The sequence below is a fragment of the Pseudomonas sp. S5F11 genome (assembly GCF_019641515.1).
In the GTDB taxonomy this organism is placed as follows: Bacteria; Pseudomonadota; Gammaproteobacteria; order Pseudomonadales; family Pseudomonadaceae; genus Aquipseudomonas; species Aquipseudomonas rhodesiae.
Genome location: NZ_JAIFJZ010000001.1, coordinates 4,329,653 through 4,353,137, shown reverse-complemented (window position 1 = coordinate 4,353,137; position 23,485 = coordinate 4,329,653). Strand labels below are relative to the sequence as shown.

Annotated in this window: 25 protein-coding genes; 11 read left to right on the top strand and 14 right to left on the bottom strand. The window is 63.0% G+C overall.

All coding sequences use genetic code 11. The annotated features are described in order from the left end of the window. Positions 1-53: 53 nt before the first annotated feature. Positions 54-1,943: a TonB-dependent receptor domain-containing protein gene (locus K1567_RS19695; protein ID WP_220698786.1), complete on the top strand. Its 1,890-nt coding sequence runs from the start codon at positions 54-56 to the stop codon at positions 1,941-1,943. Positions 1,944-1,951: 8 nt separating this feature from the next. On the opposite strand, the gene K1567_RS19690 is transcribed toward K1567_RS19695, so the two are convergent. From K1567_RS19690 to nrdR, 11 genes are all read right to left on the bottom strand, one after another. Continuing rightward, positions 1,952-2,740: a cobalamin-binding protein gene (locus K1567_RS19690; RefSeq protein WP_047882872.1), complete on the bottom strand. Its 789-nt coding sequence runs from the start codon at positions 2,738-2,740 to the stop codon at positions 1,952-1,954. Further along, complete coding sequence (locus K1567_RS19685) at positions 2,737-3,156, bottom strand: hypothetical protein (protein WP_034100960.1); 420 nt, start codon at positions 3,154-3,156, stop codon at positions 2,737-2,739. Before K1567_RS19685 ends, K1567_RS19690 begins: the two co-directional genes overlap by 4 nt. Continuing rightward, positions 3,153-3,770 (bottom strand): GTP cyclohydrolase II, encoded by a 618-nt coding sequence (gene ribA, locus K1567_RS19680; protein ID WP_034100961.1) that lies wholly within the window; start codon positions 3,768-3,770, stop codon positions 3,153-3,155. The genes K1567_RS19685 and ribA overlap by 4 nt, the downstream gene beginning before the upstream one ends. Positions 3,771-3,898: 128 nt before the next feature. After that, a complete protein-coding gene (locus K1567_RS19675; RefSeq protein WP_213548101.1) occupies positions 3,899-4,627 on the bottom strand; it encodes an ABC transporter substrate-binding protein in 729 nt (242 codons plus the stop codon). 66 nt (positions 4,628-4,693) lie between these two features. Next, on the bottom strand, positions 4,694-5,659 hold the full coding sequence (gene thiL, locus K1567_RS19670; RefSeq protein ID WP_047882871.1) for a thiamine-phosphate kinase: 966 nt from the start codon (positions 5,657-5,659) through the stop codon (positions 4,694-4,696). Between the two features lie 18 nt (positions 5,660-5,677). Continuing rightward, on the bottom strand, positions 5,678-6,178 hold the full coding sequence (nusB, locus tag K1567_RS19665) for a transcription antitermination factor NusB (protein WP_034100964.1): 501 nt from the start codon (positions 6,176-6,178) through the stop codon (positions 5,678-5,680). Continuing rightward, positions 6,175-6,651, bottom strand: a complete 477-nt coding sequence (ribE, locus tag K1567_RS19660) for a 6,7-dimethyl-8-ribityllumazine synthase (RefSeq protein ID WP_034100965.1) — start codon at positions 6,649-6,651, stop codon at positions 6,175-6,177. Before ribE ends, nusB begins: the two co-directional genes overlap by 4 nt. Positions 6,652-6,739: 88 nt before the next feature. Beyond that, positions 6,740-7,831 carry a bifunctional 3,4-dihydroxy-2-butanone-4-phosphate synthase/GTP cyclohydrolase II gene (gene ribBA, locus K1567_RS19655; RefSeq protein WP_034100966.1) on the bottom strand — a complete coding sequence of 364 codons (1,092 nt, stop codon included), beginning with the start codon at positions 7,829-7,831 and terminating at the stop codon, positions 6,740-6,742. A gap of 15 nt (positions 7,832-7,846) precedes the next feature. Then, the gene (locus tag K1567_RS19650; protein ID WP_034100967.1) at positions 7,847-8,509 is read right to left on the bottom strand and encodes a riboflavin synthase; all 663 of its coding nucleotides are present in this window, start codon (positions 8,507-8,509) and stop codon (positions 7,847-7,849) included. A 45-nt stretch (positions 8,510-8,554) separates the two neighbouring features. Continuing rightward, a complete protein-coding gene (ribD, locus tag K1567_RS19645; RefSeq protein WP_034115244.1) occupies positions 8,555-9,691 on the bottom strand; it encodes a bifunctional diaminohydroxyphosphoribosylaminopyrimidine deaminase/5-amino-6-(5-phosphoribosylamino)uracil reductase RibD in 1,137 nt (378 codons plus the stop codon). Then, a complete protein-coding gene (gene nrdR, locus K1567_RS19640; protein WP_026067112.1) occupies positions 9,688-10,158 on the bottom strand; it encodes a transcriptional regulator NrdR in 471 nt (156 codons plus the stop codon). Before nrdR ends, ribD begins: the two co-directional genes overlap by 4 nt. A 139-nt stretch (positions 10,159-10,297) precedes the next feature. Here nrdR and K1567_RS19635 point away from each other — a divergent pair, with 139 nt between their 5' ends. Together K1567_RS19635 and K1567_RS19630 are read left to right on the top strand one after the other, a co-directional pair. Further along, positions 10,298-10,753 (top strand): YbaY family lipoprotein, encoded by a 456-nt coding sequence (locus tag K1567_RS19635; RefSeq protein ID WP_034100970.1) that lies wholly within the window; start codon positions 10,298-10,300, stop codon positions 10,751-10,753. Further along, a complete protein-coding gene (locus K1567_RS19630) occupies positions 10,750-11,403 on the top strand; it encodes a methyltransferase (protein ID WP_169868943.1) in 654 nt (217 codons plus the stop codon). The genes K1567_RS19635 and K1567_RS19630 overlap by 4 nt, the downstream gene beginning before the upstream one ends. 34 nt (positions 11,404-11,437) lie before the next feature. On the opposite strand, the gene K1567_RS19625 is transcribed toward K1567_RS19630, so the two are convergent. After that, positions 11,438-11,755, bottom strand: coding sequence for a hypothetical protein (locus K1567_RS19625; RefSeq protein ID WP_169868935.1), 318 nt, complete (start codon positions 11,753-11,755; stop codon positions 11,438-11,440). A 12-nt stretch (positions 11,756-11,767) separates the two neighbouring features. On the opposite strand from K1567_RS19625, the gene K1567_RS19620 reads away from it, so the two are divergent. Both K1567_RS19620 and trxA read left to right on the top strand, forming a co-directional pair. Further along, positions 11,768-12,667 carry an Abi family protein gene (locus K1567_RS19620; RefSeq protein ID WP_309295759.1) on the top strand — a complete coding sequence of 300 codons (900 nt, stop codon included), beginning with the start codon at positions 11,768-11,770 and terminating at the stop codon, positions 12,665-12,667. 73 nt (positions 12,668-12,740) lie between these two features. Next, the gene (trxA, locus tag K1567_RS19615; RefSeq protein WP_034100972.1) at positions 12,741-13,613 is read left to right on the top strand and encodes a thioredoxin; all 873 of its coding nucleotides are present in this window, start codon (positions 12,741-12,743) and stop codon (positions 13,611-13,613) included. Here the strand turns inward: trxA and K1567_RS19610 are convergent. Next, positions 13,610-13,957, bottom strand: coding sequence for a hypothetical protein (locus K1567_RS19610; RefSeq protein WP_034100973.1), 348 nt, complete (start codon positions 13,955-13,957; stop codon positions 13,610-13,612). The two genes, trxA and K1567_RS19610, sit on opposite strands and share 4 nt — an antisense overlap. Before the next feature lie 132 nt (positions 13,958-14,089). Here K1567_RS19610 and K1567_RS19605 point away from each other — a divergent pair, with 132 nt between their 5' ends. The 5 genes from K1567_RS19605 (at position 14,090) to K1567_RS19585 (ending at position 18,000) form a co-directional block, all read left to right on the top strand. Beyond that, a complete protein-coding gene (locus K1567_RS19605; RefSeq protein ID WP_034115247.1) occupies positions 14,090-14,689 on the top strand; it encodes a DUF2796 domain-containing protein in 600 nt (199 codons plus the stop codon). Positions 14,690-14,695: 6 nt separating this feature from the next. Next, positions 14,696-15,406 carry an ABC transporter ATP-binding protein gene (locus K1567_RS19600; protein WP_034100975.1) on the top strand — a complete coding sequence of 237 codons (711 nt, stop codon included), beginning with the start codon at positions 14,696-14,698 and terminating at the stop codon, positions 15,404-15,406. 1 nt (position 15,407) lies between these two features. Next, complete coding sequence (locus K1567_RS19595) at positions 15,408-16,673, top strand: ABC transporter permease (RefSeq protein WP_034100976.1); 1,266 nt, start codon at positions 15,408-15,410, stop codon at positions 16,671-16,673. An 11-nt stretch (positions 16,674-16,684) separates the two neighbouring features. Further along, a complete protein-coding gene (locus K1567_RS19590) occupies positions 16,685-17,206 on the top strand; it encodes a DUF3299 domain-containing protein (protein WP_034100977.1) in 522 nt (173 codons plus the stop codon). Between the two features lie 95 nt (positions 17,207-17,301). After that, positions 17,302-18,000, top strand: coding sequence for an OmpW family protein (locus K1567_RS19585; protein ID WP_034100978.1), 699 nt, complete (start codon positions 17,302-17,304; stop codon positions 17,998-18,000). 120 nt (positions 18,001-18,120) lie between these two features. Here the strand turns inward: K1567_RS19585 and K1567_RS19580 are convergent, their stop codons facing one another. Continuing rightward, complete coding sequence (locus K1567_RS19580) at positions 18,121-19,005, bottom strand: sugar nucleotide-binding protein (protein ID WP_040265596.1); 885 nt, start codon at positions 19,003-19,005, stop codon at positions 18,121-18,123. A 167-nt stretch (positions 19,006-19,172) separates the two neighbouring features. Between K1567_RS19580 and K1567_RS19575 the strand changes: the two genes are divergently transcribed. Next, on the top strand, positions 19,173-23,420 hold the full coding sequence (locus K1567_RS19575; protein WP_220698785.1) for a DEAD/DEAH box helicase: 4,248 nt from the start codon (positions 19,173-19,175) through the stop codon (positions 23,418-23,420). Positions 23,421-23,485: the final 65 nt, after the last annotated feature.

Sequence of the window (23,485 nt, the reverse complement as noted above, 5' to 3'; positions counted from 1 at the left end):
GCAAGCTCCCTCCCACATTTGATTTGTGCCCTCCTCAACGCCATGGACAGCCCATGAAACACCTGTACCTTGCCTTGCTGCTCCTGCCCTCCCCGCAATTGCTCGCCGACACCCGCGACGATGCGCTGAAACTCCCCGATATCGTCATCAGCTCCAACCGCCAGGTCCAGGCGCGCAATGACAGCAGCGCCGCCAACACGGTGTTCACCCGCGACGATATCGACCGCCTGCAACCGACCAGCCTTACCGACCTGCTCAACCGCGTGCCTGGCGTGCAAGTGGCGCCCACCGGCGGGCGTGGCAGTTTGCCGGGGATCTACCTGCGCGGCACCAAGTCCGCTCAAAGCCTGGTGCTGGTGGACGGCCAGCGCATCGCCAATACCACCTCCGGCGATAGCGGCCTGCAATACATCAGTGTCGATCAGATCGAGCGCGTGGAAGTGCTGCGCGGCTCACGCTCGGTGATCTACGGCAGCGATGCAATTGGCGGGGTAATTCAAGTCTTCACCCGACGCAACGCCGAGCAAGGCTTGCAGCCACGTCTGACCTTGGGCTTTGGCAGTCTTCAGACCTGGCAGCGCAGCCTCGGTCTGTCAGGCGGGGATGAACACACGCGGTTCAACCTGGGCGCAAGCCTGGATGAAACCGCTGGCATCAACTCGACCCACACGTCCTTTCCCACTGACGGCGACCACGATGCTTACCGTAACCAGTCCCTCAGTCTTAACCTCAGCCATTCATTCAGCGAGGCGCTGGAGGCGGGTTTCAACCTGCTCGATAGTCGGGGCAAGTCGGAGTACGACAACAGTTTCGGCCGCTACGACGCCGCCAGCGGCCAGACGCTGGGGCAAAAGCCCTACACCGATTACACCGTCAGCAGTGCCAGCGGTTACCTCGATGCCACGTTCAACCCGCGCTGGCAGTCACGCCTGGAACTGGGCTACAGCGAGAACCGCGACACCAAGCGCGACACCCTCAGCGACGACTTCAGCGTGTTCAACACCTACCGCGACTCGGTCAACTGGCAGAACGACCTGACCCTGGACGAACACAACAGCCTGATCCTCGGCGGTGACTGGTATGAAGACCGCTTCCACGGCTCCACCGCGTTCAGTGAAAACAGCCGCTGGAACCGCGCGGCCTTTGTGCAGCATCGCTTTCACAGTGAGTGGTTTTCCACGGAACTGGGCCTGCGCCGTGACCAGAATCAGCAGTTCGGCGCGCAGAACAGTTGGAGCGGCACGCTGACCTTGCCGATCAACCCCGACAATGATGTGTTGCTGAGCTACAGCGAAGGCTTTCGCGCCCCCACCTTCAACGACCTGTATTACCCCGACACGCGGTACAGCAACCCCGACCTGCAACCCGAAACCTCCAAGAGCTACGAATTGCAGTGGCGCAGCCAGCTCAGTGACAGCACGCGCCTGGAGGCCTCGCTGTACCGCACGGACTTGAGCGACGCAATCATCCTCGACAGCACGGGCAAGCCGCAGAATGTGGCGTCGGCGCGTATCAACGGCATGGAAGCGGCGCTCAAGCAGGACCTGTTCGGCTGGCAGGGCAATCTGGGGTTGTCGATTATCGACCCGCGCGACCGTAGCACCGGCCATACCCTGGCCCGGCGCGCACGGCGAACGTTGAGCCTGGACCTGGACCGGCAATTCGATCAACTCGGCCTCGGCGCCAGCTGGCAGGCAATCAGCAGCAGCTATGACGATGCCGACAATGCACAACGCCTGGGCGGTTATGCGTTGCTGGGGCTGCGCAGCCGTTGGGCGATCAATCGGGAAGTGGCGCTGTCGCTGAAGGTCGACAACCTACTGGACAAGTCCTACGCGCGGGCGCGTTACAGCTATAACGATCCGATGTTTATCAACAATCAGGATTACCGCGAAGAAGGTCGGGTATGGCTGTTCGGTGTGACCTGGACTCCGGAAATCTGAGGCTCCAGTCACAGGTCCGGCGCAATTACCTGGCACAACCGCCCCACCGCCTCCAGCATCTGCCCACTGGGCCGCTCCAGGCCTTTATCGGGCACCTGCCGTACGCGATCGGCCATGGTTGGCCAGGCTTTCCAGGCGTCCATTTGCGCTTGATCGCTGACCAGAATCAGCTCGGGATTGCGCTGCAACACCGACTCGATACTGACTTGCGGCGCCGGCAGTTTGAGGTCGTCGAACACATTGCGTGCGCCGCAGACCGTCAACGCGTCGCTGATGATCTGCCCACCGCCCACGGTGTACAGCGGCGAGTTCCACACCTGGTAAAACACTCGTAAAGGTTCGGCACGTCGGTAGCGCTGACGCAGTTCGGCCAGGCGCTGGCGCAACTGCTCGGCCAATTGCCGGCCGGCGTCGGCACGCCCAAGCCGCTCGGCGATGGCCTGAACCTGGGTGGTGAGTTGTTCGAGATTGTGGGGTTCGGCGACGTACACCGGGATATTCAAACGCTGCAACTGCGCGCGCTGGGCCGGGCCGACGCTGCCGGGCCACAGTAGGATCAGGTCCGGCTTGAGGCTGAGCAGGCGTTCCATGTCCAACTGCCCGTAACGCCCCACGGAAGGCACCTGCGCCAATGCCGCTGGGCGCTCGCCACCGTCGAGCAGGCCCACCAGCAGGTCGGCGGCACCCAGTTCCATCACGATTTCCGACAGCGACGGCGCCAGGCTGACCACCCGCTCGGCCGCCAGGGCCTGGGCACTCAGCGCCAACACCAGCAGCGCCAGCCAGCGGCGCATCATCCCAACTGACGCGGGATGCGGTAGAGGTAAAACAGCACCATCGTCGACAGCGCCAATAGAAACAACGGCACCGCCTCCAGGCCGACGAACACCGCCAGCGCACCGATCCACGCGGGCAGCGCGGCCACCAGCAGCGCCGTACGGCGACGGGCCGCCAAGGTGATCCAGGCGCCGGGTTCTTCGGCGGTGTCGAGGGCTTTGGAGGTGGCGATCAACGCGTGTTTATAGCCGTTGAAGTAGCGCAGGCTGAGGAACATCGAGGCCACACCCGCGATAAAAAACGGCATGGCCAACACCGGTAGCAAGGATTCAGCCTGGCCAAACACCAGGTTGATCACAAACAAGGGCAACAGCGCCAGGGCCAGATACTGCCACCAGTTGACGGACAGCCGACGCTTGACCTGGCCCCGAGTCACGCGCGGTCTACCTCACCCTGATGCTCGTTGCCCATCATGTGGTCGAGCTTGCTGGCCTTGGTCGCCAGGTAGAGCTTGTTGTGCGGGTTTTGCCCCGTGTGCAGCGGCACGCGCTCGGCCACGGTGATGCCCATGTCGGTCAAGGCCTTGACCTTGCGCGGATTGTTGGTCATCAGGCGCAGGGATTTGACCCCCAGGTGCTCAAGCATCGGCAGGCAGATCGCGTAGTCACGCTGATCGGCCGCGAAACCCAGACGTTCGTTGGCTTCCACAGTATCGGCGCCGCCATCCTGCAATTCGTAGGCGCGGATTTTGTTCAGCAGGCCAATGCCGCGGCCTTCCTGACGCAAATACAGCAACACGCCACGACCTTCCCGGGCGATGGCCTGCAGCGCGGCTTCGAGCTGCGAGCCGCAGTCGCAGCGCTGGCTGAACAACGCATCGCCGGTCAGGCACTCAGAGTGCAGACGGCCAAGCACGGGTTCGCCATCGGCGATGTCGCCCAGGCTGAGCACAACGTGCTCGCGCCCGGTGGCTTCTTCAAGAAAGCCGCTCATGGTGAACGTGGCAAAAGGGGTAGGCAGCTTGGAAGCGGCGACGAAAACGACGGGCACCGTGTGCTCCTGATTTCAGATTTCACAGAGGCGGCATTGTAACAGCAGGTTCTGACAGACGCTTAAGCTGAATGATCGCTGATAAAGATCAATCGGTTCGATTGGCCTTCAACTCGGTTCTATGCAGGTCAGAATGGATAGGGCTGTTTCCAATGCTGGAAAATCGGTTTGAGTTCGCCGCTTTTCACCAGCACATCCATACGCCGATCAAACACGTTCCGCAGGCCCCGCCCCTGCTCGGTATCGGCAAAACCCACGTAAAGCGGTAGTTGGGTCAGATGGGTCAACTGAAAGATCGACGGGTCTTGCGCCTGATTGAGGACTTCCTGTGCCTCGGTAAAGGCATCGATGTAGAAGTCAGCTCGTCCGTGCTGCAGCATCGGCAAAATACCGTCGCGCCGACGTATCTGGTTGAAACGTCGTACGTTCGGCAAGTAGGCCTCGTATTTGTAGCCATGCACCCAGGCCAGGCGATACTCCCCCAGCGTGGCCAGGCTCGGCGCCTTGGACGTGGCCAGGCCGAGGGCGTAAATGGGATCGGAATCGTAGTGCCAGCGGGGATACAGCACATCCTCGACTTCGTCACGGTACGAACCGACCCAGCCGTCCACCTCGCCGCGCTGGGCCAAGCCAACCGCTCGGGTGTAGGGCTCGGTGCGGGTTTGAACAGTGAATCCCGCCGGCTCGAATACCTTGCGCATCACGTCCCAGGCCAGGCCGCTGCCGTCGGCATTGGTGTAGCCGTCCCACGCCTCACTGGCCAGCGTAACCTTGGCAGGTGACACGGGAGTCTCCTGCGCCTGCAACAGCGTCGCGGCGGAGCACAGCAGTGTCAGCAACCAGCGGCGTGCACCCATGGGGGCGACCTCCTACAGAGCCTTGCATCAGGGATTACGCTATTGAGGGTAGCCTAGGCCACCGCTTCAGGGTGCATCGCGAAAATGTTGGTAGCCACGCACGGCGGGTGTGATGTCCTGGCCATTGGCGTCAAGCAGTGTCACGCCCTGGCCTGCCTCGACCCGGCCGATCACATGAATCGGCCAGCCGTCGCCCAGCAACGGCGCCAGCTGCGCGGGCGGCAGGGTAAAGGCCAGCACATAGTCGTCGCCACCGCTCAGGGCGGCCACCCGCGCCTGCTCGTCACCAACGAATGCCAAAAGAGCTTTGGACAATGGCAGCGCCTGCCGCTCAATGACCAGGCTGACAGCCGAGGCTTTGGCGATATGCCCACAATCGGCCAATAGCCCATCGGAAATATCCATCGCCGCTGTGGCCTTGCCGCGCAGCGCCAATCCCAGTGCCAGTTGCGGTTGCGGCGACCAGTAATGGGCCAATAACGGCTCGGCGACGGCCGCCTCGGCGCTGCGCTGGCCTAGCACCAGCGGCAAGGCGCCGGCGGCGTTGCCCAGTTCGCCGCCCACGCATAGCCAATCACCTGGCTGCGCGCCGCTACGGGTCAGGGCCTGCCCCGCCGGGACACGGCCGAACACGGTCATGGTCAGGCTCAGCGGCCCGCGCGTGGTATCGCCCCCCACCAAGCCCACGCCGCAGCGTTGCGCCATGGCGTTCAAACCCTGGGCATAGCGTTGCAGCCAATCGGCGTCGACGCTCGGCGTAGTGAGTGCAAGGGTAAATGCGAGGGGGTGGGCGCCCATGGCGGCCAGATCACTCACCGCCACGGCCAACGAGCGCTGGCCGAGCAGGAACGGATCGCAGGGGTCGGCAAAATGCACGCCGGCCACCAGGGTATCGGTGGAGATTGCCAGTTGCTCCCCTGGGGGCAGCGCCAGCAAGGCGCAGTCGTCGCCGATCCCCAGGGCAATACCTTCACCGCCCTGCGCACAAGGCGCGGCGGCGAAGTATTTGCGGATCAGCTCAAACTCACCCATCGAGAACTCAAGCGCGGATCAGCGCTTGTGTTCCTTCACTTCGGCTTCGCGCAGGCGCGGAGCCAGCTTATCGAGCACGCCGTTGACGAACTTGTGGCCGTCGGTCGAACCGTAGACTTTCGCCAGCTCGATGCCTTCGTTGATCACCACGCGGTACGGTACGTCGACGCGCTTGAGCAGTTCCCAGGTGGACAGGCGCATTACGCACAGTTCTACCGGGTCCAGTTCCTCGATGGTCAGGTCCAGGCAAGGTGCCAGGGCCGTGTCGATCTCGGTCAAGCTGGCGTGAACGCCGTGCAGGATGTCGTGGAAATAGCTTTGATCGGCGAAGGTAAAGTCGTTATCGACGCGAAACTGCGCTTCGATTTCGTTCAGCGAAGCACCTGCCAGATGACGCTGATACAGCGCCTGGGTCGCAAGTTGACGCGCCTTGCGACGCTTCTCGCTCTTGGACGGCTTGCCGGCATCCGCAGGGCGTGGGTCCTGAGGGTTGAACTGATCGCTCTCGTCGGAAATCACTTGGCCTCCAACTGCGACAGCAGGCTGACCATTTCCAGGGCGGACAGGGCAGCTTCGGCACCTTTGTTACCGGCCTTGGTGCCGGAACGCTCGATGGCTTGTTCGATGGAATCCACGGTCAGCACGCCGAACGCAACCGGCACGCCGAACTCCATGGACACCTGGGCCAGGCCCTTGGTGCATTCGCCGGCCACGTATTCGAAGTGCGGCGTGCCGCCCCGAATGACCGCGCCCAGGGCGATGATTGCAGCGTATTCGGCCTGTTGGGCCACTTTTTGCGCAACCAGCGGAATTTCGAAGGCGCCAGGGGCGCGGATGATCGTGATATCGCTCTCGCTCACACCGTGGCGAACCAGGGCGTCCACGGCACCGCTTACCAGGCTTTCAACCACGAAGCTGTTGAAGCGGCCAACCACCAGGGCATAGCGGCCTTTGGGGGCGATGAAGGTACCTTCGATGGTCTTCAGGGTCATTCGACAAATCTCTTAAAGAGCCGGGACGCGAAAAGTGCGTCCCTCAGTGATGATTTAACCGCGAACAAGGGGCAGAAATCGCCGGCCTTTATTCGGAGGGCACGTATTCTACAACTTCCAGATCGAAACCGGATATCGCATTAAATTTCATCGGTGCGCTCATCAGGCGCATTTTGCGCACACCGAGGTCACGCAGGATCTGCGAACCGGCACCGACAATGCTGTAGGTGGTCGGGGTTTTCACCTGGGTCTGCTCGGCGGTTTCACGGATATGCGCGAGCAAAACGTCGCCATCCACCGGGTTGCCCAACAACAGCACCACGCCGCTGCCAGCCTCGGAAACCGCGGCCATGGCGGCGCGCAGGCTCCAGCGGCCGGGTTGCTTGACCATCAGCAGGTCGCGCAGCGGGTCCATGTTATGCACGCGGACCAGCGTCGGTTCATCGGCGCAAATATTGCCCAGTGTCAGGGCCATGTGCACGTCGCCTTCCACCGAATCACGGTAGGTCACCAGGTTGAATTGGCCCAGTTCGCTGTCCAGTGGCTGCTCGGCAATCCGCTGAACGGTACGTTCGTGGATCATCCGATAGTGAATCAGGTCGGCGATGGTGCCGATCTTGATGCCGTGTTCGGCGGCAAACGCTTCGAGTTCGGCGCGACGGGCCATGGTGCCGTCATCGTTCATCACTTCACAGATCACGCCGCTGGGTTCGAAACCGGCCATGCGCGCCAGGTCGCAGGCGGCTTCGGTGTGGCCGGCACGGGCCAGGGTACCGCCGGGTTGGGCCATCAACGGGAAGATATGGCCGGGGCTGACGATGTCTTCAGCCTTGGCGTCCTTGGCGGCGGCGGCCTGCACGGTGCGCGCGCGGTCGGCGGCGGAGATGCCGGTGGTGACGCCGGTGGTGGCTTCAATCGATACGGTGAACTTGGTGCCGAAACCTGAGCCGTTACGCGGCGCCATCAACGGCAGCTTGAGCAGTTCGCAGCGCTCGCGGCTCATGGGCATACAGATCAGGCCGCGGGCGTGCTTGGCCATGAAGTTGATGTGCTCGGCCTTGCAGGCTTCGGCGGCCATGATGATGTCGCCTTCGTTCTCGCGGTCTTCGTCATCCATCAGGATGACCATCTTGCCTTGGCGGATGTCTTCAACCAGTTCTTCGATGCTATTGAGCGCCACGTGGCACCCCCTTGGTCAGGATTTCAGGTAGCCATTAGCGGCCAGAAAACTTTCGGTGATGTTCCCGGCAGTCGGCTCTGCGGCCTTATCGCCCAGCAACAGGCGCTCCAGGTAACGGGCAAGCAAGTCCACTTCCAGATTCACCCGGCGACCCGGCTGGTACGAGGCCATGATGGTTTCGCTCAGGGTGTGCGGGATGATGGTCAATTCGAATTCGGCGCCGTTGACGGCGTTCACGGTCAGGCTGGTGCCGTCGACGGTGATCGAGCCTTTGTGGGCGATGTACTTGGCCAAGTCTTTTGGCGCGCGGATGCGGAATTCCACCGCCCGCGCGTTTTCGCTGCGCGACACCACTTCGCCGACGCCGTCGACGTGGCCGCTGACCAGGTGACCGCCCAGGCGGGTGGTCGGGGTCAGGGCTTTTTCCAGGTTGACCGGGCTGCCGGCCTTGAGATCGTTCATCGCCGTGCAGTCCAGGGTTTCGCGGCTGACGTCGGCGGCAAAGCCATTGCCCGGCAGTTCGATGACTGTCAGGCACACGCCGTTGACGGCGATGCTGTCGCCCAGTTTGACGTCGCCCAGGTCGAGCTTGCCGGTTTCAACCAGCAGGCGAACGTCGCCGCCCTTGGGGGTCATGGCGCGAATGCTGCCGATGGATTCGATAATGCCGGTGAACATGGCCTTCTCCTGGAAAACGGGGCCGCGCGGTGCGCAGGCCGAAAATTATACGCTGGCTGATGGCACAGGGATGGCGGTGACTCGCCAGTCGTCGCCTACAGCGCGCATGTCAGTGATCTTGAGTTGGGGAGCGTCGGCCAGTTTCTCAAGCGGCCAGTCCAGCAAAGGGCGGGCGGCGGAGCCGAGGAACTTGCCGGCGACGAATATCACGTACTCGTCCACCAGGCCCTGCTGCGCAAACGCGCCGGCCAGACTTGGCCCTGCCTCAACCAGCACTTCGTTGACGCCCCTCGCAGCAAGCGCCACCAGCGCCGAACGCAGGTCGACCTGGCCGTCGACGCCCGGTACTACCAGGCATTCAGGGCCACGGGGAAACTGGTTTTCCGGGGTCACGCAGGTGATGACCAGTGCCGGGCCGGCCTTGAAGAACGGCGCATTGAGCGGCACCCGCAGGCGGCCGTCGATCAACACGCGCAACGGCGGGCGCGACATGGCCAAGGCGGTTGTGGCTTCATCGAGGCCCAGTTCGGCGGCACGCACGGTCAGCCGCGCGCCGTCGGCCAGCACCGTGTCGGCACCGGTCAAGACCACACTGGCCTCGGCACGCAGGCGCTGCACTGCGGCACGGGCGGCGGGGCCGGTGATCCACTGGCTTTCGCCGCTGGCCATCGCGGTGCGACCGTCCAGGCTCATCGCCAACTTGACCCGCACAAAAGGCAGACCGTGTTCCATACGTTTGAGAAAGCCCGGGTTCAGCGCTCGCGCCTGGCTTTCCAGCACGCCGCTGCGCACTTCGATCCCGGCCTGGGCCAGACGCTGCATGCCGCGCCCGGCGACTTCCGGATTGGGGTCCTGCATCCCGGCCACCACCCTTGCCACGCCAGCACTCACCAGCGCGTCGGCGCACGGCGGCGTGCGGCCATGGTGGCTGCAAGGTTCGAGGGTCACGTATACCGTGGCGCCGCGCGCTTTATCGCCGGCGGCGCGCAGGGCATTGGGCTCTGCGTGGGGCTCGCCGGTGCGCTCATGCCAGCCTTCGCCGACAATCTGCCCATCGCGCACGATCACGCAGCCGACCCGTGGGTTGGGATGGGTGGTGTACACGCCCTTGCGCGCAAGCTCCAGGGCACGGGCCATGTAGTGGGCGTCGAGCACGGCCTGTTCGGCGGAAGGCGGGTTCATTGTTTGGCCGGCTCGCGGGCCAGGCGATCAATCTCTTCGCGGAACTCGTTGAGGTCCTGGAAGCGTCGGTACACCGAGGCGAAACGGATATAGGCGACTTCGTCGAGCTTTTGCAGCTCGCTCATCACCAGCTCGCCCACGACCAGGCTCTTAACCTCGCGCTCGCCGGTGGCACGCAACTTGTGCTTGATATGCGCCAGGGCCGCTTCCAGCCGCTCGACGCTCACCGGGCGTTTTTCCAGGGCACGCTGCATACCGGCGCGCAGTTTTTCTTCGTCGAAGGGTTGGCGGCTGCCGTCGGACTTGATCAGCCGTGGCAACACCAGTTCGGCGGTTTCGAAGGTGGTGAAACGTTCACCGCAGCCAGAGGCCAGGCATTCGCGCCGGCGACGTACTTGATCGCCCTCGGCGACCAGTCGCGAGTCGATGACCTTGGTGTCGTTGGCACCGCAGAAGGGACAGTGCATGGTGGCAGGCAACAAAAAATGGGAGGGCCATGGTAGCGCATCCCCGTGGCAAGACAAGCCATAGCCTTTACGGTATATAGGCTGACAATTATGTTTCTTCTCTTTTAAGCCACGGATTTTGTCCCTTCTGGAGCCGTACATGCAGTTACGACCTGTTGTTTTACTCGCGTTGTTCAGTGTTCTGGTCGCCTGCAGCAGCGAAGCCCCCAAGCCGAGCGCGCCCCAACCGACGCCCGCGCAGGAGAAAAAAGTCCCAGGGGTCGAAGACCTCGGCCCGCTGCCGGCCTACCAACGTGAAATCAACGGCAGCCTGACCAACGTGCCCGCCGGCGCCGAGGTCGAGATGGCATTGCTGGTGATCGACGATCGCTCGCGCCCGCAACAATTACTGGCCAGCAGTGTGCTGACCGGCAACGGCAAACCCCTGGCCTTCCGCCTGCGATTCAACCCTGAAGCGTTCCCGGCCGGCGCGCGGGTTGAGTTGCGCGGTCGCGCCAGCCAATCCGGCCAGTTGATCCTGCACCTGCCCGCCGTGCGCATTACCCAGGCGATCACCCAGACCACCGGCCCCCTGCAACTCGTCAAAGCACCATGACGCCACCGCTGCACCTGCAGCGCGCCCTGAGTGCGCTGATCGGCGATGCGCATCTGGTGCCCTGCGCGCTGCCGGGCGCCGACTTGTCGTTATGGCTGCTGGACGCGGACAACATGGACCGCGCCTTCAGCCAGGAAGAAACCCGGCGCATCCTGCATGAACCGCCCTACTGGAGTTTTTGCTGGGCCAGCGGCCTGGCGTTGGCCCGCTATCTGGCGGCGCACCCTGATTGGGTTGCGGGCAAGCGCGTGCTGGACTTCGGCGCTGGCTCCGGGGTGGCTGGCATCGCCGCCGTCAAAGCTGGCGCCCTGGAAGTGGTGGCCTGCGACCTTGACCCGCTGGCACTCGCGTCTTGTCGGGCGAATGCCGAACTCAACGGCGTCGAACTGGCTTATTCCGCCGATTTTTTCGCCGAAGCCGACCGCTTCGACCTGATCCTGGTGGCCGACGTGCTCTACGACCGCGCCAACCTGCCACTGCTGGATCACTTCCTCAGCCGTGGACGCGAAGCGTTGGTGGCCGATTCGCGCGTGCGGGACTTCCAACACCCCGCCTATCGACGCTTGGAAATACTGGATGCCCTGACCCTGCCGGACCTGGCCGAGCCTTGGGAGTTTCGCAAGGTGAGCCTGTACCATTCGAAGCGTTAAACCCGCACGTTACAGATTTTCAGTAATAGATTGGTTAAGACAGCAAAAGCGGGTGCATGGAAAATGCCCTCCTTCGCAAGCTGCCTGGACCATCGATCTGCATGCTTTTCCAAACAGTTTCAATCATTGCTGAGCGCTCAACGCCCTTGCAAAAAATCGGGCGGCTACCTAACCTTTGCAGCAATACACCCGCCATGCCTCTGGTTGCCTTAGCAACCAAGCACAAATTGTGCGGGTTTTTTTTGCCCGGTATTTTTTGAGCATGAGGACATTCAGCAAACCCGCCATTGACGTTCGCGCCCAGCTTGAGCTGCTCAAGCACCGCGGGTTGAATGTTCAGGATGAGGTTCACGCAGAGTCTTTTTTGCAATCGGTCAGCTTCTTTAGGCTCAGCCCCTATATGCGACCGTTTCAGCAACCGGAGGATATCGATCATCGCTTTCGTGATGGCAGCCAGTTTCGTCAGTTAACGCGTCTCTACGACTTTGATCGACGGCTTCGCTTACTGACCATGGATGCCATCGAGAGAGTCGAAATCGCATCTCGTGCAGTCATCAGCAACCATATGGGGCCCGCCCATGGCAGTCATTGGTATATAGACCCACGAATGTTCCATCAGATGTTCGATCATCAGCGGCTGCTTACGACGCTGTCCTTCAAACAATCCACAGCCATGCGTGATTTTCAGCGCGAATGCGAGCGCATCGATAGATCCCGTGCGGACGACAGGAGAAAAGGCCTACTTAAACGCCAAAGAGCTAAAGAAAGCTACGCCCGCCACTACCCCGCCACCTACGCCCACCCACCTCTTATGCCTGGCTGGGCGATGTTGGAGGAACTGACACTGGGCGATTTATCCCATTTATATAAAGGCTTGGCGAAAGACGCGGACAAAAAGGCGATTGCCAGGCGTCTGGGAATTGCGGCTCCCCTGATGCAGTCTTGGCTGCACACCCTGACCACCATTCGAAACATATGCGCCCATCATTCACGGCTGTGGAACCGAGAATTAGGCATTCGTCCCGAACTGCCAAAGAAAGCCAACTTTTTATGGCCCAAACATCTCTTTCAGCCCGGGCCGCACACCCGCATTTTTGCAGCGCTATGCATTTTGAATCATCTGACACATCGAGTGAGCCCCGACAGCCACTGGGATCAACGCTTGCATCAACTGATTTGCGAATTTCCCGACGTTAGCCTTAATGCGATGGGCTTCCCTCTCAATTGGTATCAGGACCCTTTTTGGCATGCGCTTGAAAACTGAGCACCCTGCTGCTTCCGGTAGCTTTCGCCAGCCCTTATAGTTGCCCCCATTCCCGCTTTCTTCGAGACGCCCCATGAGTGAGCCCACCCCGTATATCTTCGACGCCACCACTGCCACCTTCGACCAGGCGGTAATCGAAAACTCATTCCACAAACCTGTACTCGTGGATTTCTGGGCCGAGTGGTGCGCGCCGTGCAAGGCGTTGATGCCGATGCTGGCGCAGATTGCCGAGAGTTATCAGGGCGAGTTGTTGTTGGCCAAGGTCGATTGCGATGCCGAGCAGGATATCGTCGCGCGCTTTGGTATCCGCAGCCTGCCGACCGTTGTGCTGTTCAAGGACGGTCAACCGGTGGACGGGTTTGCCGGGGCGCAGCCGGAATCGGCGGTGCGTGCGATGCTGGAGCCCCATGTGCAGATGCCGCCGCCGGCCGCGGCGGACCCGCTGGAGCAGGCCCAGGCGTTGTTTGCCGAAGGGCGTATCAGCGATGCCGAAGCCGTATTGGTGGCGCTGCTGGGCGAGGACAACACCAACGCCGGTGCGCTGATCCTCTACGCGCGCTGCCTGGCCGAACGCGGTGAGTTGGGCGAAGCCCAGAGCGTGCTGGATGCGGTGAAAAGCGACGATCACAAAGCCGCCCTCGCCGGCGCCAAGGCGCAAATCACCTTTCTGCGCCAGGCCGCCGACCTGCCGGACGCCGCCGAGCTGAAAAGCCGTCTGGCCCAGAACCCGCAGGATGATGAAGCGGCGTATCAACTGACGATCCAGCAATTGGCCCGCCAGCAATACGAGGCGGCGCTGGAAGGTCTACTCAAATTGCTCATCCGCAACCGCAGCTACAACGAAGGCTTGCCGCACAAGACCTTGCTGCAAGTGTTCGAACTGCTGGGCAACGATCACCCGCTGGTGACGGCGTACCGCCGCAAGCTGTTTGCCGCGCTGTACTAATCGCCGACCCAACGGTACAGCGGCGTATCCCCGCCGCTGGCCACTTTGACCTTGGCGCTGTGGCGCAGGCGCACCAGCAGACGCTTGCCCGCCGCCGCGTCGCCGGCCAGCCCTTCCAACTGATCGAGCAGTTCCAGGCCGCTGAGTTGGCCCGCATTGCGCAATAGGTCCTGGGCGCCCTGCCATAGGTCATCGTTGGGCTTCGCCGCGGCTGCCGGTGCAGCGCTGGCTGGCGCCACTGGCGCGGTCTGAAATTGCGCGCCCAGGCGGGCCCAATCGCCGTCGTCCATCTCTACCGTCAAGTCCACCGGCAGGTCGCCGATGGTTCCACGAATTCGCAACATCGTCCCTACTCCCGCAGTTTTTCCGACCGGCATGCTCCCATGTGGCTTGCACAACGCCAAGCGGGCGGTCAAACTCTTGCCACTATTGTTATAAGATCACATAACAAAACTTTCATCTCCGGGAGCTTTTCCATGCGCCGTCTGTTGCTTGCCCTGCCGTTTGCCCTGCTGCCACTGGCCGTTGCTCAGGCTCATGAGGACCATGACCACGAACACGGTAGCCTCGGCGCCCACGAACACGGCGTCGCTCGTCTCAACGCGGTGCTCGACGGCCAAGCCTTGGAGCTTGAGCTGGACAGCCCGGCGATGAACCTGGTGGGGTTCGAGCACATGGCCAGCAGCGCCGCCGATAAAGCCAAAGTCGCCGCCGCGCGCAAGCAACTGGAAAACCCTGTTGCCCTCTTCAACCTGCCCACGGCCGCCGGTTGCAAAGTCAGCTCCCAGGAACTCAACAGCCCGTTGTTCGGTGACAAGCCCGAAGCCGATCACGACGACGATGATGACGCCACCGACGGCAAAGGCGCAGCCGCCCATGAGCATCATCACGACCACAGCGAAATCCACGCTCACTATCAATTCACCTGCGCCACACCGAGCGCCCTGAGCAATCTGGACCTGACCCAAGTGTTCAAGACCTTTCCCGCCACCCAGAAAATTCAGGTACAACTGATCGGCCCGAGCGGCCAGCAAGGCGTTGATGCGACGGCCACCGCAGCCACTTTGAAGTTCTGAGTGCCCATGACCCACCCATTGATCGAACTGTCCGACCTGGGCTTTAGCTGGCCCGGTCATCCTCAGTTGCTGGATATCCCCGCCTTTCGTCTGGAGCGCGGGGAAACCCTGTTTCTCAAAGGCCCCAGCGGCAGCGGTAAAACCACGTTGCTGGGCTTACTGGGTGGCGTGCAGAAGCCCGGCCGAGGCAGCATCCGCCTGCTCGGCCAGGAACTCACCGCGCTGTCGGCGGGTGCCCGGGATCGCTTCCGTGTTGACCACACCGGCTATATCTTCCAGCAGTTCAACCTGTTGCCGTTCCTGTCGGTGCGCGAGAACGTCGAGCTGCCTTGCCACTTTTCCAAGCTGCGCGCGCAACGCGCGGTCCAGCGTCACGGCAGCGTCGACCAGGCAGCCGCTACTCTGCTCGCGCACTTGGGGTTGAAAGACAAGGATCTGCTGGAGCGCCGCGCCGACTCGCTGTCCATCGGCCAGCAACAACGGGTGGCCGCCGCCCGTGCGCTGATCGGTCAACCGGAACTGGTGATCGCCGACGAACCCACCTCGGCCCTGGACTACGACGCCCGCGAAGCCTTTATCCAACTGCTGTTCGCCGAGTGCCGCGACGCCGGTGCCAGCCTGTTGTTCGTCAGCCATGACCAGAGCCTGGCGCCGCTGTTCGACCGTCATTTGTCGCTGGCCGAACTCAATCGCGCCGCCACGCCCGCAGAGGTTTGAGATGTATCTGTTCCGTCTAGCCATGGCCAGCCTGGCGAACCGCCGCTTCACCGCGATCCTCACCGCCTTCGCCATCGCTTTGTCGGTGTGCCTGTTGTTGGCCGTGGAGCGGGTGCGCGTCGAGGCCCGCAATAGTTTTGCCAGCACCATCAGCGGCACCGACCTGATCGTCGGCGCGCGCTCGGGCTCGGTGAACCTGCTGCTGTACTCGGTGTTCCGCATTGGCAACGCCACCAACAACATCCGCTGGGACAGCTTCGAGCATTTCGCCGCCAGCCCTCAGGTGAAATGGGCGATTCCGATTTCCCTCGGCGACTCCCACCGCGGCTACCGCGTGATGGGCACCAACGCTTCTTACTTCGAGCACTACCAGTACGGCCGCAAGCAGAACCTCGAACTGGCCAGCGGCCGCGCCTTTGCCAGCGACCCGTTCGAAGTGGTGCTCGGCGCCGAAGTGGCCGATGCGCTGCACTATAAACTCGGCGACAAACTGGTGCTGGCCCACGGCGTAGCGGTGGTCAGCCTGGTGAAGCACGATGACAAGCCGTTCACCGTGGTCGGTATTCTCAAACGCACCGGCACGCCGGTGGACCGCACGCTGCATATCAGCCTCGGCGGCATGGAAGCGATCCACATCGACTGGCACAACGGCGTCCCCGCCCAAGGCAAAGGCCGGATCAGCGCGGACCAGGCGCGCAACATGGACCTTACGCCGCAGGCCATCACCGCTTTTATGCTGGGCCTGAACAACAAGATTTCCACCTTCGCCCTGCAACGGGAGATCAACGAATTTCGCGGCGAGCCGATGCTGGCGATCCTGCCGGGCGTGGCGTTGCAAGAGCTGTGGAGCATGATGGGCACCGCCGAAAAAGCGCTGTTTGTAATCTCGCTGTTCGTGGTGCTGACCGGCCTGATCGGCATGCTCACGGCGATCCTCACCAGCCTCAACGAGCGCCGCCGCGAGATGGCGATTTTGCGCTCGGTGGGTGCGCGACCGTGGCACATCGCGACGCTGCTGATCTTCGAAGCCTTCGCCCTGGCGCTGTCAGGAGTAACCGCGGGCGTTGGTTTGCTCTATGTGTGCATCGCCGCATCGCGCGGTTACTTGCAGGCCAATTACGGCCTGGACCTGCCGATGTCATGGCCGAGCGAATATGAATGGACCCTGCTCGCCGGTATCCTGGCCGCCGCGCTGTTGATGGGCAGCGTGCCCGCGTGGCGCGCCTATCGACAATCCCTGGCCGACGGCCTGTCCATTCGTTTATGAGGAAGGTTTCGATGCGCCGTGCCCTGTTTGCCCTGTTGCTCGTGCTGGCCGTGCCGACCTGGGCCGATGAGCCGCCCAGGGATCTGTCCTGGCAGGAAATGATTCCGCCGGACGCGCCGCCGGAAGTGCCCAATATGAAGCCGCTGCACGACCTGTCGAAAATGGCCGATGCCTTGTCCGTGGAAGCGGCGCCAGCGGCCAAGCAGGACTTGCCCAATGCGCCGGTGGTCAAGAGCCTAGACGGCCAGCATATTCGTCTGCCGGGTTATATCGTGCCGTTGGAAGTCAGCGAGGAAGGCCGCACCACCGAGTTTCTGCTGGTGCCGTACTTTGGCGCGTGCATCCATGTGCCGCCGCCGCCGTCGAACCAGATCGTGCATGTCAAAAGCGAAATCGGTGTGAAGCTCGATGAGCTGTACCAGCCGTACTGGATCGAGGGCGCGATGCAGGTCAAGCCGTCCACCAGTGAGCTGGCCGACGCCGGTTACCAGATGGACGCCGAGAAAATTTATATGTACGAACTACCCGAATAGCGCTTATTGCCCTTTCATTGAGCTGAGTCAAAAGACCGAACGGAACGATCTTTACCATTGGACCTACAACTTTTTTAACGTCCTTTGGAGCTCCCATGAACAAGTCTCTGCTCGGCGCGTCCCTCTTCGCGCTCGCCCTCGTCGCCCCTGCCGCCCACGCTCACGAAGCTGGTGACATTCTGGTTCGCGCCGGTGCAATCACCGTGAACCCGAAAGCCGACAGCGGCAGCGTCAAGGTTGACCAGGGCCCTCTGGCCGGCGCCAACCTCGGCGGCAAGGCGACCATGAGCAGCGACACTCAACTGGGCTTGAACTTCGCCTACATGGTCACCGACCACGTCGGTATCGAACTGCTGGCTGCTACCCCGTTCGAGCACGATGTGAAGATCAAGAACACCGCCCTCGGCGCCGCCAACGGCAAGCTCGGTACCCTTAAGCACCTGCCGCCGACCCTGAGCGTCGTGTACTACCCGCTGGATAAAAAATCCGCGTTCCAACCGTACGTCGGTGCCGGTATCAACTACACCTGGATCTACGACGAACACGTCGGCAGCCGTGCCGAGAGCGCAGGCTTCAGCAACTTCAAAGCAGAAAACTCCTGGGGCTGGGCCGCGCAGATCGGTGCGGATTACATGATCAACGACAAGTGGATGATCAACGCCCAGGCGCGCTACATCGACATCAGCACCAAAGCCACCGTGGACAACAACGCTGTGGCCGCCGGCACTCGCGCCAAGGTCAATGTGGACGTGGACCCAATGGTCTACATGGTGGGTATCGGCTACAAGTTCTAAGCCTGCTCTAACCAGCGCTGCATAACCCATGTGGAAGGGGGCTTGCCCCCGATAGCAAAGTGTCAGTCAACAGGTTCATTGACTGGCCCAGCGCTATCGGGGGCAAGCCCCCTCTCACATTCAGCTGCGGCGGTAGAAACGGTCCAGCAAGGCCGGCAACGCCGCCCGCCATGCCCGTGGCTTGATGCCGAAGGTGTGCAGGATTTTCTTGCAGGCGAGCACGCCGTGCTGCGGTTCTTCGTTGGCGTCCGGCCGGGCGGCGTGGGCCTGGGCGGTGGGTGATTCGATGGCCAGCGGATGATAGCCGCGGGCTTCGGTGAGGATCGCCTGGCCCAGCGCCAACGGCGTGGTCGCCTCCTGGCCGGCATAGTGATAGGTGCCCCACAGCGGCGCGGCGCAATCGAGTTGCTTGAGCACCGAAATGATCACCCGTGCGGCGTCGTCCACCGGCGTCGGGTTGCCGCGCCGGTCATCGGCCATCAACAATGGCTCCGCTCGTTCGGCCCGTTCCAGAAAACGCCCGAGGGTGCCGTCGACGCTGTCATCCAGCAACCAGCCAAACCGCAGCAACACATGTTGCGGGCACGCCGCACGCACACTCTGTTCGATACGCCACAACGCCTGGCCACGTAGGCCCAGAGGCACCGGCTCATCTTTTTCGCTGTAGGCGGTGGCGCGGGAGCCATCGAACACACGGTAGCTGGACGGTTGCAGCAAGGTGATCGAATGGTGCTGGCACAGTTCGGCCAGGCGTTCGATGGCGAACTCCTGGGCGGCCAGGCGCGTTTCGCTGACCGCTTCGGCCTGGAACCAGTCGAAATAGTAGGCGAGGTTGATCAACGCATCGGGACGGGTGTCGTCGAGCAGTTGGGTGAGGCTCGCGGCATCCCAGCCGTCTTGGGGCGGTTTGGGGGCGAGGAAACCGATATCTTCCTCCGCACCGAGGCGAATCAGCGCCTGCCCGAGGGCATTCCCGCCGCCCAGTAACATAAGGCGCATTCGCATAGATTGAGCAGGCCCGGTCTGTTTGGAACGATGGTGGTTGTCGACAAGGCTGTGGGCCGTGCCGTGGATAGTTGCCAGAATCGTTGCATTTTGCGGGTTTGTAGCGCAACCGTCACGGATAAAGTACGGGTTTGCAACTTGTTGGAACTGCCAGTATCAATCACTCCATGAACGTATCTGATTCAACCGACACGGTCCTGAACGGTTTCCACCCCGCCGTCAGCGCTTGGTTCCGCAGCAGCTTCCCCTCGGTGACCGCTGCCCAGGCCCAGGCGTGGCCGCTGATCGGCCAGCGCCGCTCGACGTTGATCGCCGCGCCCACCGGTTCGGGCAAGACCCTGACGGCGTTTCTGGCGGTGCTCGATGACTTGGTCCACCAGGGGCTGGCCAACGGCGGCGAACTGCCGGATGAAACCCTGGTGGTGTATGTGTCGCCCCTCAAGGCGCTGTCCAACGACATCCAGATCAACCTGCAAACCCCGCTGGCGGGCATCACCCACCATTTGCAGCAACAGGGCTTGCCACCGCTGGCGATCCGCACCGCCGTGCGCACCGGCGACACGCCGCAAAAAGACCGCGCGCAGATGCGCAAACGCCCGCCGCATATCCTGGTGACCACCCCGGAATCACTCTACGTGCTGCTGGGCTCGGACTCCGGCCGGCAGATGCTCGCCACCACGCGCACGGTGATCGTCGATGAAATCCACGCCATCGCCGCCGGCAAGCGCGGCAGCCACCTGGCCTTGAGCCTGGAGCGTCTGCAAGGCTTGTGCGGCGAACCGCTGATGCGCATCGGCTTGTCGGCCACGCAAAAGCCCATCGAAGCGGTGTCACGCTTTTTGGTGGGCACGGGCCGGCCCTGCGCCATTGTCGACATCGGCCACGCGCGCCCTCGCGACCTGGACATCGAAGTGCCGCCGGTGCCGTTGTCAGCGGTGATGGCCAACGATGTCTGGGAGCTGGTCTACAACCGCCTCGCCGATCTAGCGCGCGAGCACCGCACCACGCTGATCTTCGTCAACACCCGGCGTCTGGCCGAGCGCCTGGCCCGGCATCTGAGCGAGCGCCTGGGCAAAACCGCAGTGGCCGCCCACCACGGCAGCCTGGCCAAGGAGATGCGCCTGGACGCCGAGCAACGCCTCAAGGCGGGCGAGCTGCAGGTGCTGATCGCCACCGCCTCCCTGGAGCTGGGAATCGATATCGGCGACGTCGACCTGGTGTGCCAGATCGGCTCGCCCGGGTCCATCAACGGGTTTCTGCAACGGGTCGGGCGCTCCGGCCACCATGTGGGCGGCACACCCAAGGGCCGTCTGTTCGCCCTCACCCGAGATGATTTGATTGAGTGCGCCGCCCTGCTCGACTGCGTGCGCCGAGGTGAGCTGGACACGCTGCACATCCCCGTCGCACCGCTGGATGTGCTGGCGCAACAGATCATCGCCGAGGTCAGCGCCCAGGAGTGGTCGGAACACGCCCTGCTGGCGCTGATCCACCGCGCCGCGCCTTATGCCGAGCTGGATGAGCGTCACTACCAGGCGCTGCTGCACATGCTCGCCGACGGCTATAACGGGCGCCAGGGCATCCGCAGCGCCTACCTGCACCGCGATGCAGTGACCCACACCCTGCGCGGCCGACGTGGCGCACGGCTGACCGCTGTGACCAGCGGCGGCACGATCCCGGATAACGCCGACTACAGCGTCTTGCTCGAACCCCAGGGCTTGAACATTGGCAGCGTCAACGAGGATTTCGCGGTGGAAAGCATCGCCGGGGATATCTTCCAACTGGGCAATACCTCCTACCGAATTCTGCGGGTCGACGCCGGCAAGGTGCGGGTGGAAGACGCCCACGGCCAACCGCCGACCATTCCGTTCTGGCTGGGCGAAGCGCCAGGGCGCAGCCATGAGTTGTCGGCCGCTGTGGCGCGTTTGCAGGGGCATTTGGATAGCCTGCTCGGCGCCACTCCCGGCGACTTGAGCACGGCCTCGACCTGGCTCACCCAGACCTTGGGCCTGAACCGCGCCAGCGCCGAGCAGATCCTCGACTACCTGGCCCGCGCGCGCCAGGCCCTGAGCGCGCTGCCGTCCCAGGACACGCTGATCATGGAGCGGTTTTTCGACGCCTCCGGCGGCACCCAATTGATCATCCACACGCCCTTCGGCAGCCGCATCAACCGCGCCTGGGGCTTGGCCCTGCGCAAACGCTTTTGCCGCACCTTCAACTTCGAACTGCAGGCGGCGGCCAGTGAAAATGCGATCGTGCTGTCGCTGTCCACCAGCCACAGTTTCCCGCTAGACGAAGTATGGCGTTACCTCAACAGCCAGACTGCCGAACACCTGCTGATCCAGGCCGTGCTCGACGCGCCGCTGTTCGGCGTGCGCTGGCGCTGGAACGCCGGCGTGGCCCTGGCGTTGCCGCGCTACACCGGCGGGCGCAAGGTGGCGCCGCAGATCCAGCGCATGAAAAGCGAAGACCTGATCGCCAGCGTGTTCCCCGACCAGATCGCCTGCCTGGAAAACCTCGCCGGCGAGCGTGAAGTGCCGGAACACCCGCTGGTGGAACAAACCCTCGATGATTGCCTGCACGACGCCATGGACAGCGACGGTTGGCTTGCCCTGTTGCGGCGTATGGAAAGCGGCCAAGTGCGCTTGATCAGCCGCGATCTGCCGGCGCCTTCGCCCATGGCCGCAGAAATTCTCAGTGCACGCCCCTACACCTTTCTGGATGACGCGCCGCTGGAGGAGCGACGTACCCAAGCCGTGCTGAACCGCCGCTGGAGCGATCCGCAGAGCACCGACGACCTGGGTGCTCTGGATGCAGAAGCCATCGCTGGCGTACGCGAAGAAGCCTGGCCGGCGCCTCAAGGCGTGGATGAGATGCACGAAGCGCTGATGAGCCTGGGCGGCATCGCCCCCAGCGAAATCACGCCAACCTGGGCCACGTGGCTGCAAGCGCTGGCCAAAACCGGGCGCGCCCATTGTTTACCCAACGGTCTGTGGGTGGCGGTGGAGCGCCTGAATATCTGGCAGGCGATCATTCCCCACCACTTGGCGCTGCTGCCCGGTTTCGATGAGCCCTGGATTCCTGAGGACGCCCTCGCGGAAATACTGCGCGCACGGCTCAGTGGGTTCGGCCCGCAGACCCTGGCCGAGATCGCCGCGCCCCTGGCCTTGCCGGCCACCGACATCGCTCAGGCCCTGGCTCGGCTGGAACAGGAAGGCTACGTGCTGCGCGGCCACTTCAGCCCCGGGGCCGACGGCGAACAATGGTGCGAACGGCACCTGCTGGCGCGCATCCATCGCTACACCGTCAAGCGTCTGCGCCGGGAAATCGAACCGGTGGCGCTGCAAGACTTCATGCGGTTTCTGTTCGATTGGCAGCACTTGTCCGATGAAACCCGTGGCCAAGGCAGCGCCATGCTGGCGCAGATCGTCGGGCAATTCGAAGGCTATGCCGCCGCCGCGTCAGCGTGGGACAGCGATCTACTCAGCGTTCGACTCAAGGATTACTCGCCGACTTGGCTCGATGAGCTATGCCGCAGCGGCAAATGGGTCTGGATGCGCCTGACCGACAAACACAGCGCCAGCGCCCAACGCAGCACGCCGGTGGTGGTACTGCCGCGCAGCCAGGTGGGCATGTGGAGCGGCCTGACCGATGCGGCCGACAGCAGCACGCTGTCGCCCAAGGCGCAGAAAGTCCACGGAGTGTTGCGTGAACACGGCGCGCTGTTTTTCGACGAGCTCGTCCACGAAGCCCATCTATTGCGCAGCGAGCTGGAAACCGCGCTGCTGGAGCTGGTCGGTGCCGGTTTGGTGAATGCCGACAGTTTTGCCGGCCTGCGCGCACTGACCACCCCCGCCAGCAAACGCCAGGCGCGCAGCAGCCGACGCGGACGCGGGGCGTTTATCGGCGGCATGGACGATGCGGGGCGCTGGGCGCTGATCCGTCGCCCTCCGAGCGCCGCCGGCCCGCACTCGGCCGAAACCCTGGAGCATGTGGCAATGACCCTGCTGCGTCGCTACGGCGTGGTGTTCTGGCGCTTGCTGGAACGCGAGGCCGATTGGCTGCCAAGCTGGCGCGAACTGCTGCGCACCTTCCACCGCCTGGAGGCCCGAGGGGAGATTCGCGGCGGACGATTTGTCAGCGGTCTGGCAGGTGAACAATTTGCCTTGCCGGAAGCCATCCCATTACTGCGCGAAGTGCGGCGTCGGCCCCATGACGGGCGCCTGGTGGCCGTGTGCGGTGCGGACCCGTTGAACCTGGTGGGGACGTTATTGCCGGGCAATAAAGTGCCGGCGGTGAGTGGCAATCGCATCGTGTATCGCGACGGGCTGCCGGCAGCGGTGAGGGTCGGCAGCAAGCAGCAATTGCTGGTGGAGGAAGATCAGCTGGCGGTGCAGGAGAAGTTGATCAGGCTGTGAGTGTTAGGGCCCTATCGGGGGCAAGCCCCCTCCCACAGTGGCGGCCAAAATGTGGGAGGGGGCTT

Bases quoted from the DNA above. Each gene is read 5' to 3' on its own strand.
- K1567_RS19605 (WP_034115247.1), top strand. From the start codon at position 14,090: ATGCGCCGTCTGTTGCTTGCCCTGCCGTTTGCCCTGCTGCCACTGGCC.
- thiL (WP_047882871.1), bottom strand. From the start codon at position 5,659: ATGGGTGAGTTTGAGCTGATCCGCAAATACTTCGCCGCCGCGCCTTGT.
- K1567_RS19675 (WP_213548101.1), bottom strand. From the start codon at position 4,627: ATGGGTGCACGCCGCTGGTTGCTGACACTGCTGTGCTCCGCCGCGACG.
- nrdR (WP_026067112.1), bottom strand. From the start codon at position 10,158: ATGCACTGTCCCTTCTGCGGTGCCAACGACACCAAGGTCATCGACTCG.
- trxA (WP_034100972.1), top strand. From the start codon at position 12,741: ATGAGTGAGCCCACCCCGTATATCTTCGACGCCACCACTGCCACCTTC.
- K1567_RS19590 (WP_034100977.1), top strand. From the start codon at position 16,685: ATGCGCCGTGCCCTGTTTGCCCTGTTGCTCGTGCTGGCCGTGCCGACC.
- K1567_RS19585 (WP_034100978.1), top strand. From the start codon at position 17,302: ATGAACAAGTCTCTGCTCGGCGCGTCCCTCTTCGCGCTCGCCCTCGTC.
- K1567_RS19635 (WP_034100970.1), top strand. From the start codon at position 10,298: ATGCAGTTACGACCTGTTGTTTTACTCGCGTTGTTCAGTGTTCTGGTC.
- ribD (WP_034115244.1), bottom strand. From the start codon at position 9,691: ATGAACCCGCCTTCCGCCGAACAGGCCGTGCTCGACGCCCACTACATG.
- ribE (WP_034100965.1), bottom strand. From the start codon at position 6,651: ATGACCCTGAAGACCATCGAAGGTACCTTCATCGCCCCCAAAGGCCGC.
- K1567_RS19650 (WP_034100967.1), bottom strand. From the start codon at position 8,509: ATGTTCACCGGCATTATCGAATCCATCGGCAGCATTCGCGCCATGACC.
- K1567_RS19610 (WP_034100973.1), bottom strand. From the start codon at position 13,957: ATGTTGCGAATTCGTGGAACCATCGGCGACCTGCCGGTGGACTTGACG.
- K1567_RS19580 (WP_040265596.1), bottom strand. From the start codon at position 19,005: ATGCGAATGCGCCTTATGTTACTGGGCGGCGGGAATGCCCTCGGGCAG.
- K1567_RS19630 (WP_169868943.1), top strand. From the start codon at position 10,750: ATGACGCCACCGCTGCACCTGCAGCGCGCCCTGAGTGCGCTGATCGGC.
- K1567_RS19595 (WP_034100976.1), top strand. From the start codon at position 15,408: ATGTATCTGTTCCGTCTAGCCATGGCCAGCCTGGCGAACCGCCGCTTC.
- K1567_RS19575 (WP_220698785.1), top strand. From the start codon at position 19,173: ATGAACGTATCTGATTCAACCGACACGGTCCTGAACGGTTTCCACCCC.
- K1567_RS19690 (WP_047882872.1), bottom strand. From the start codon at position 2,740: ATGATGCGCCGCTGGCTGGCGCTGCTGGTGTTGGCGCTGAGTGCCCAG.
- K1567_RS19695 (WP_220698786.1), top strand. From the start codon at position 54: ATGAAACACCTGTACCTTGCCTTGCTGCTCCTGCCCTCCCCGCAATTG.
- K1567_RS19600 (WP_034100975.1), top strand. From the start codon at position 14,696: ATGACCCACCCATTGATCGAACTGTCCGACCTGGGCTTTAGCTGGCCC.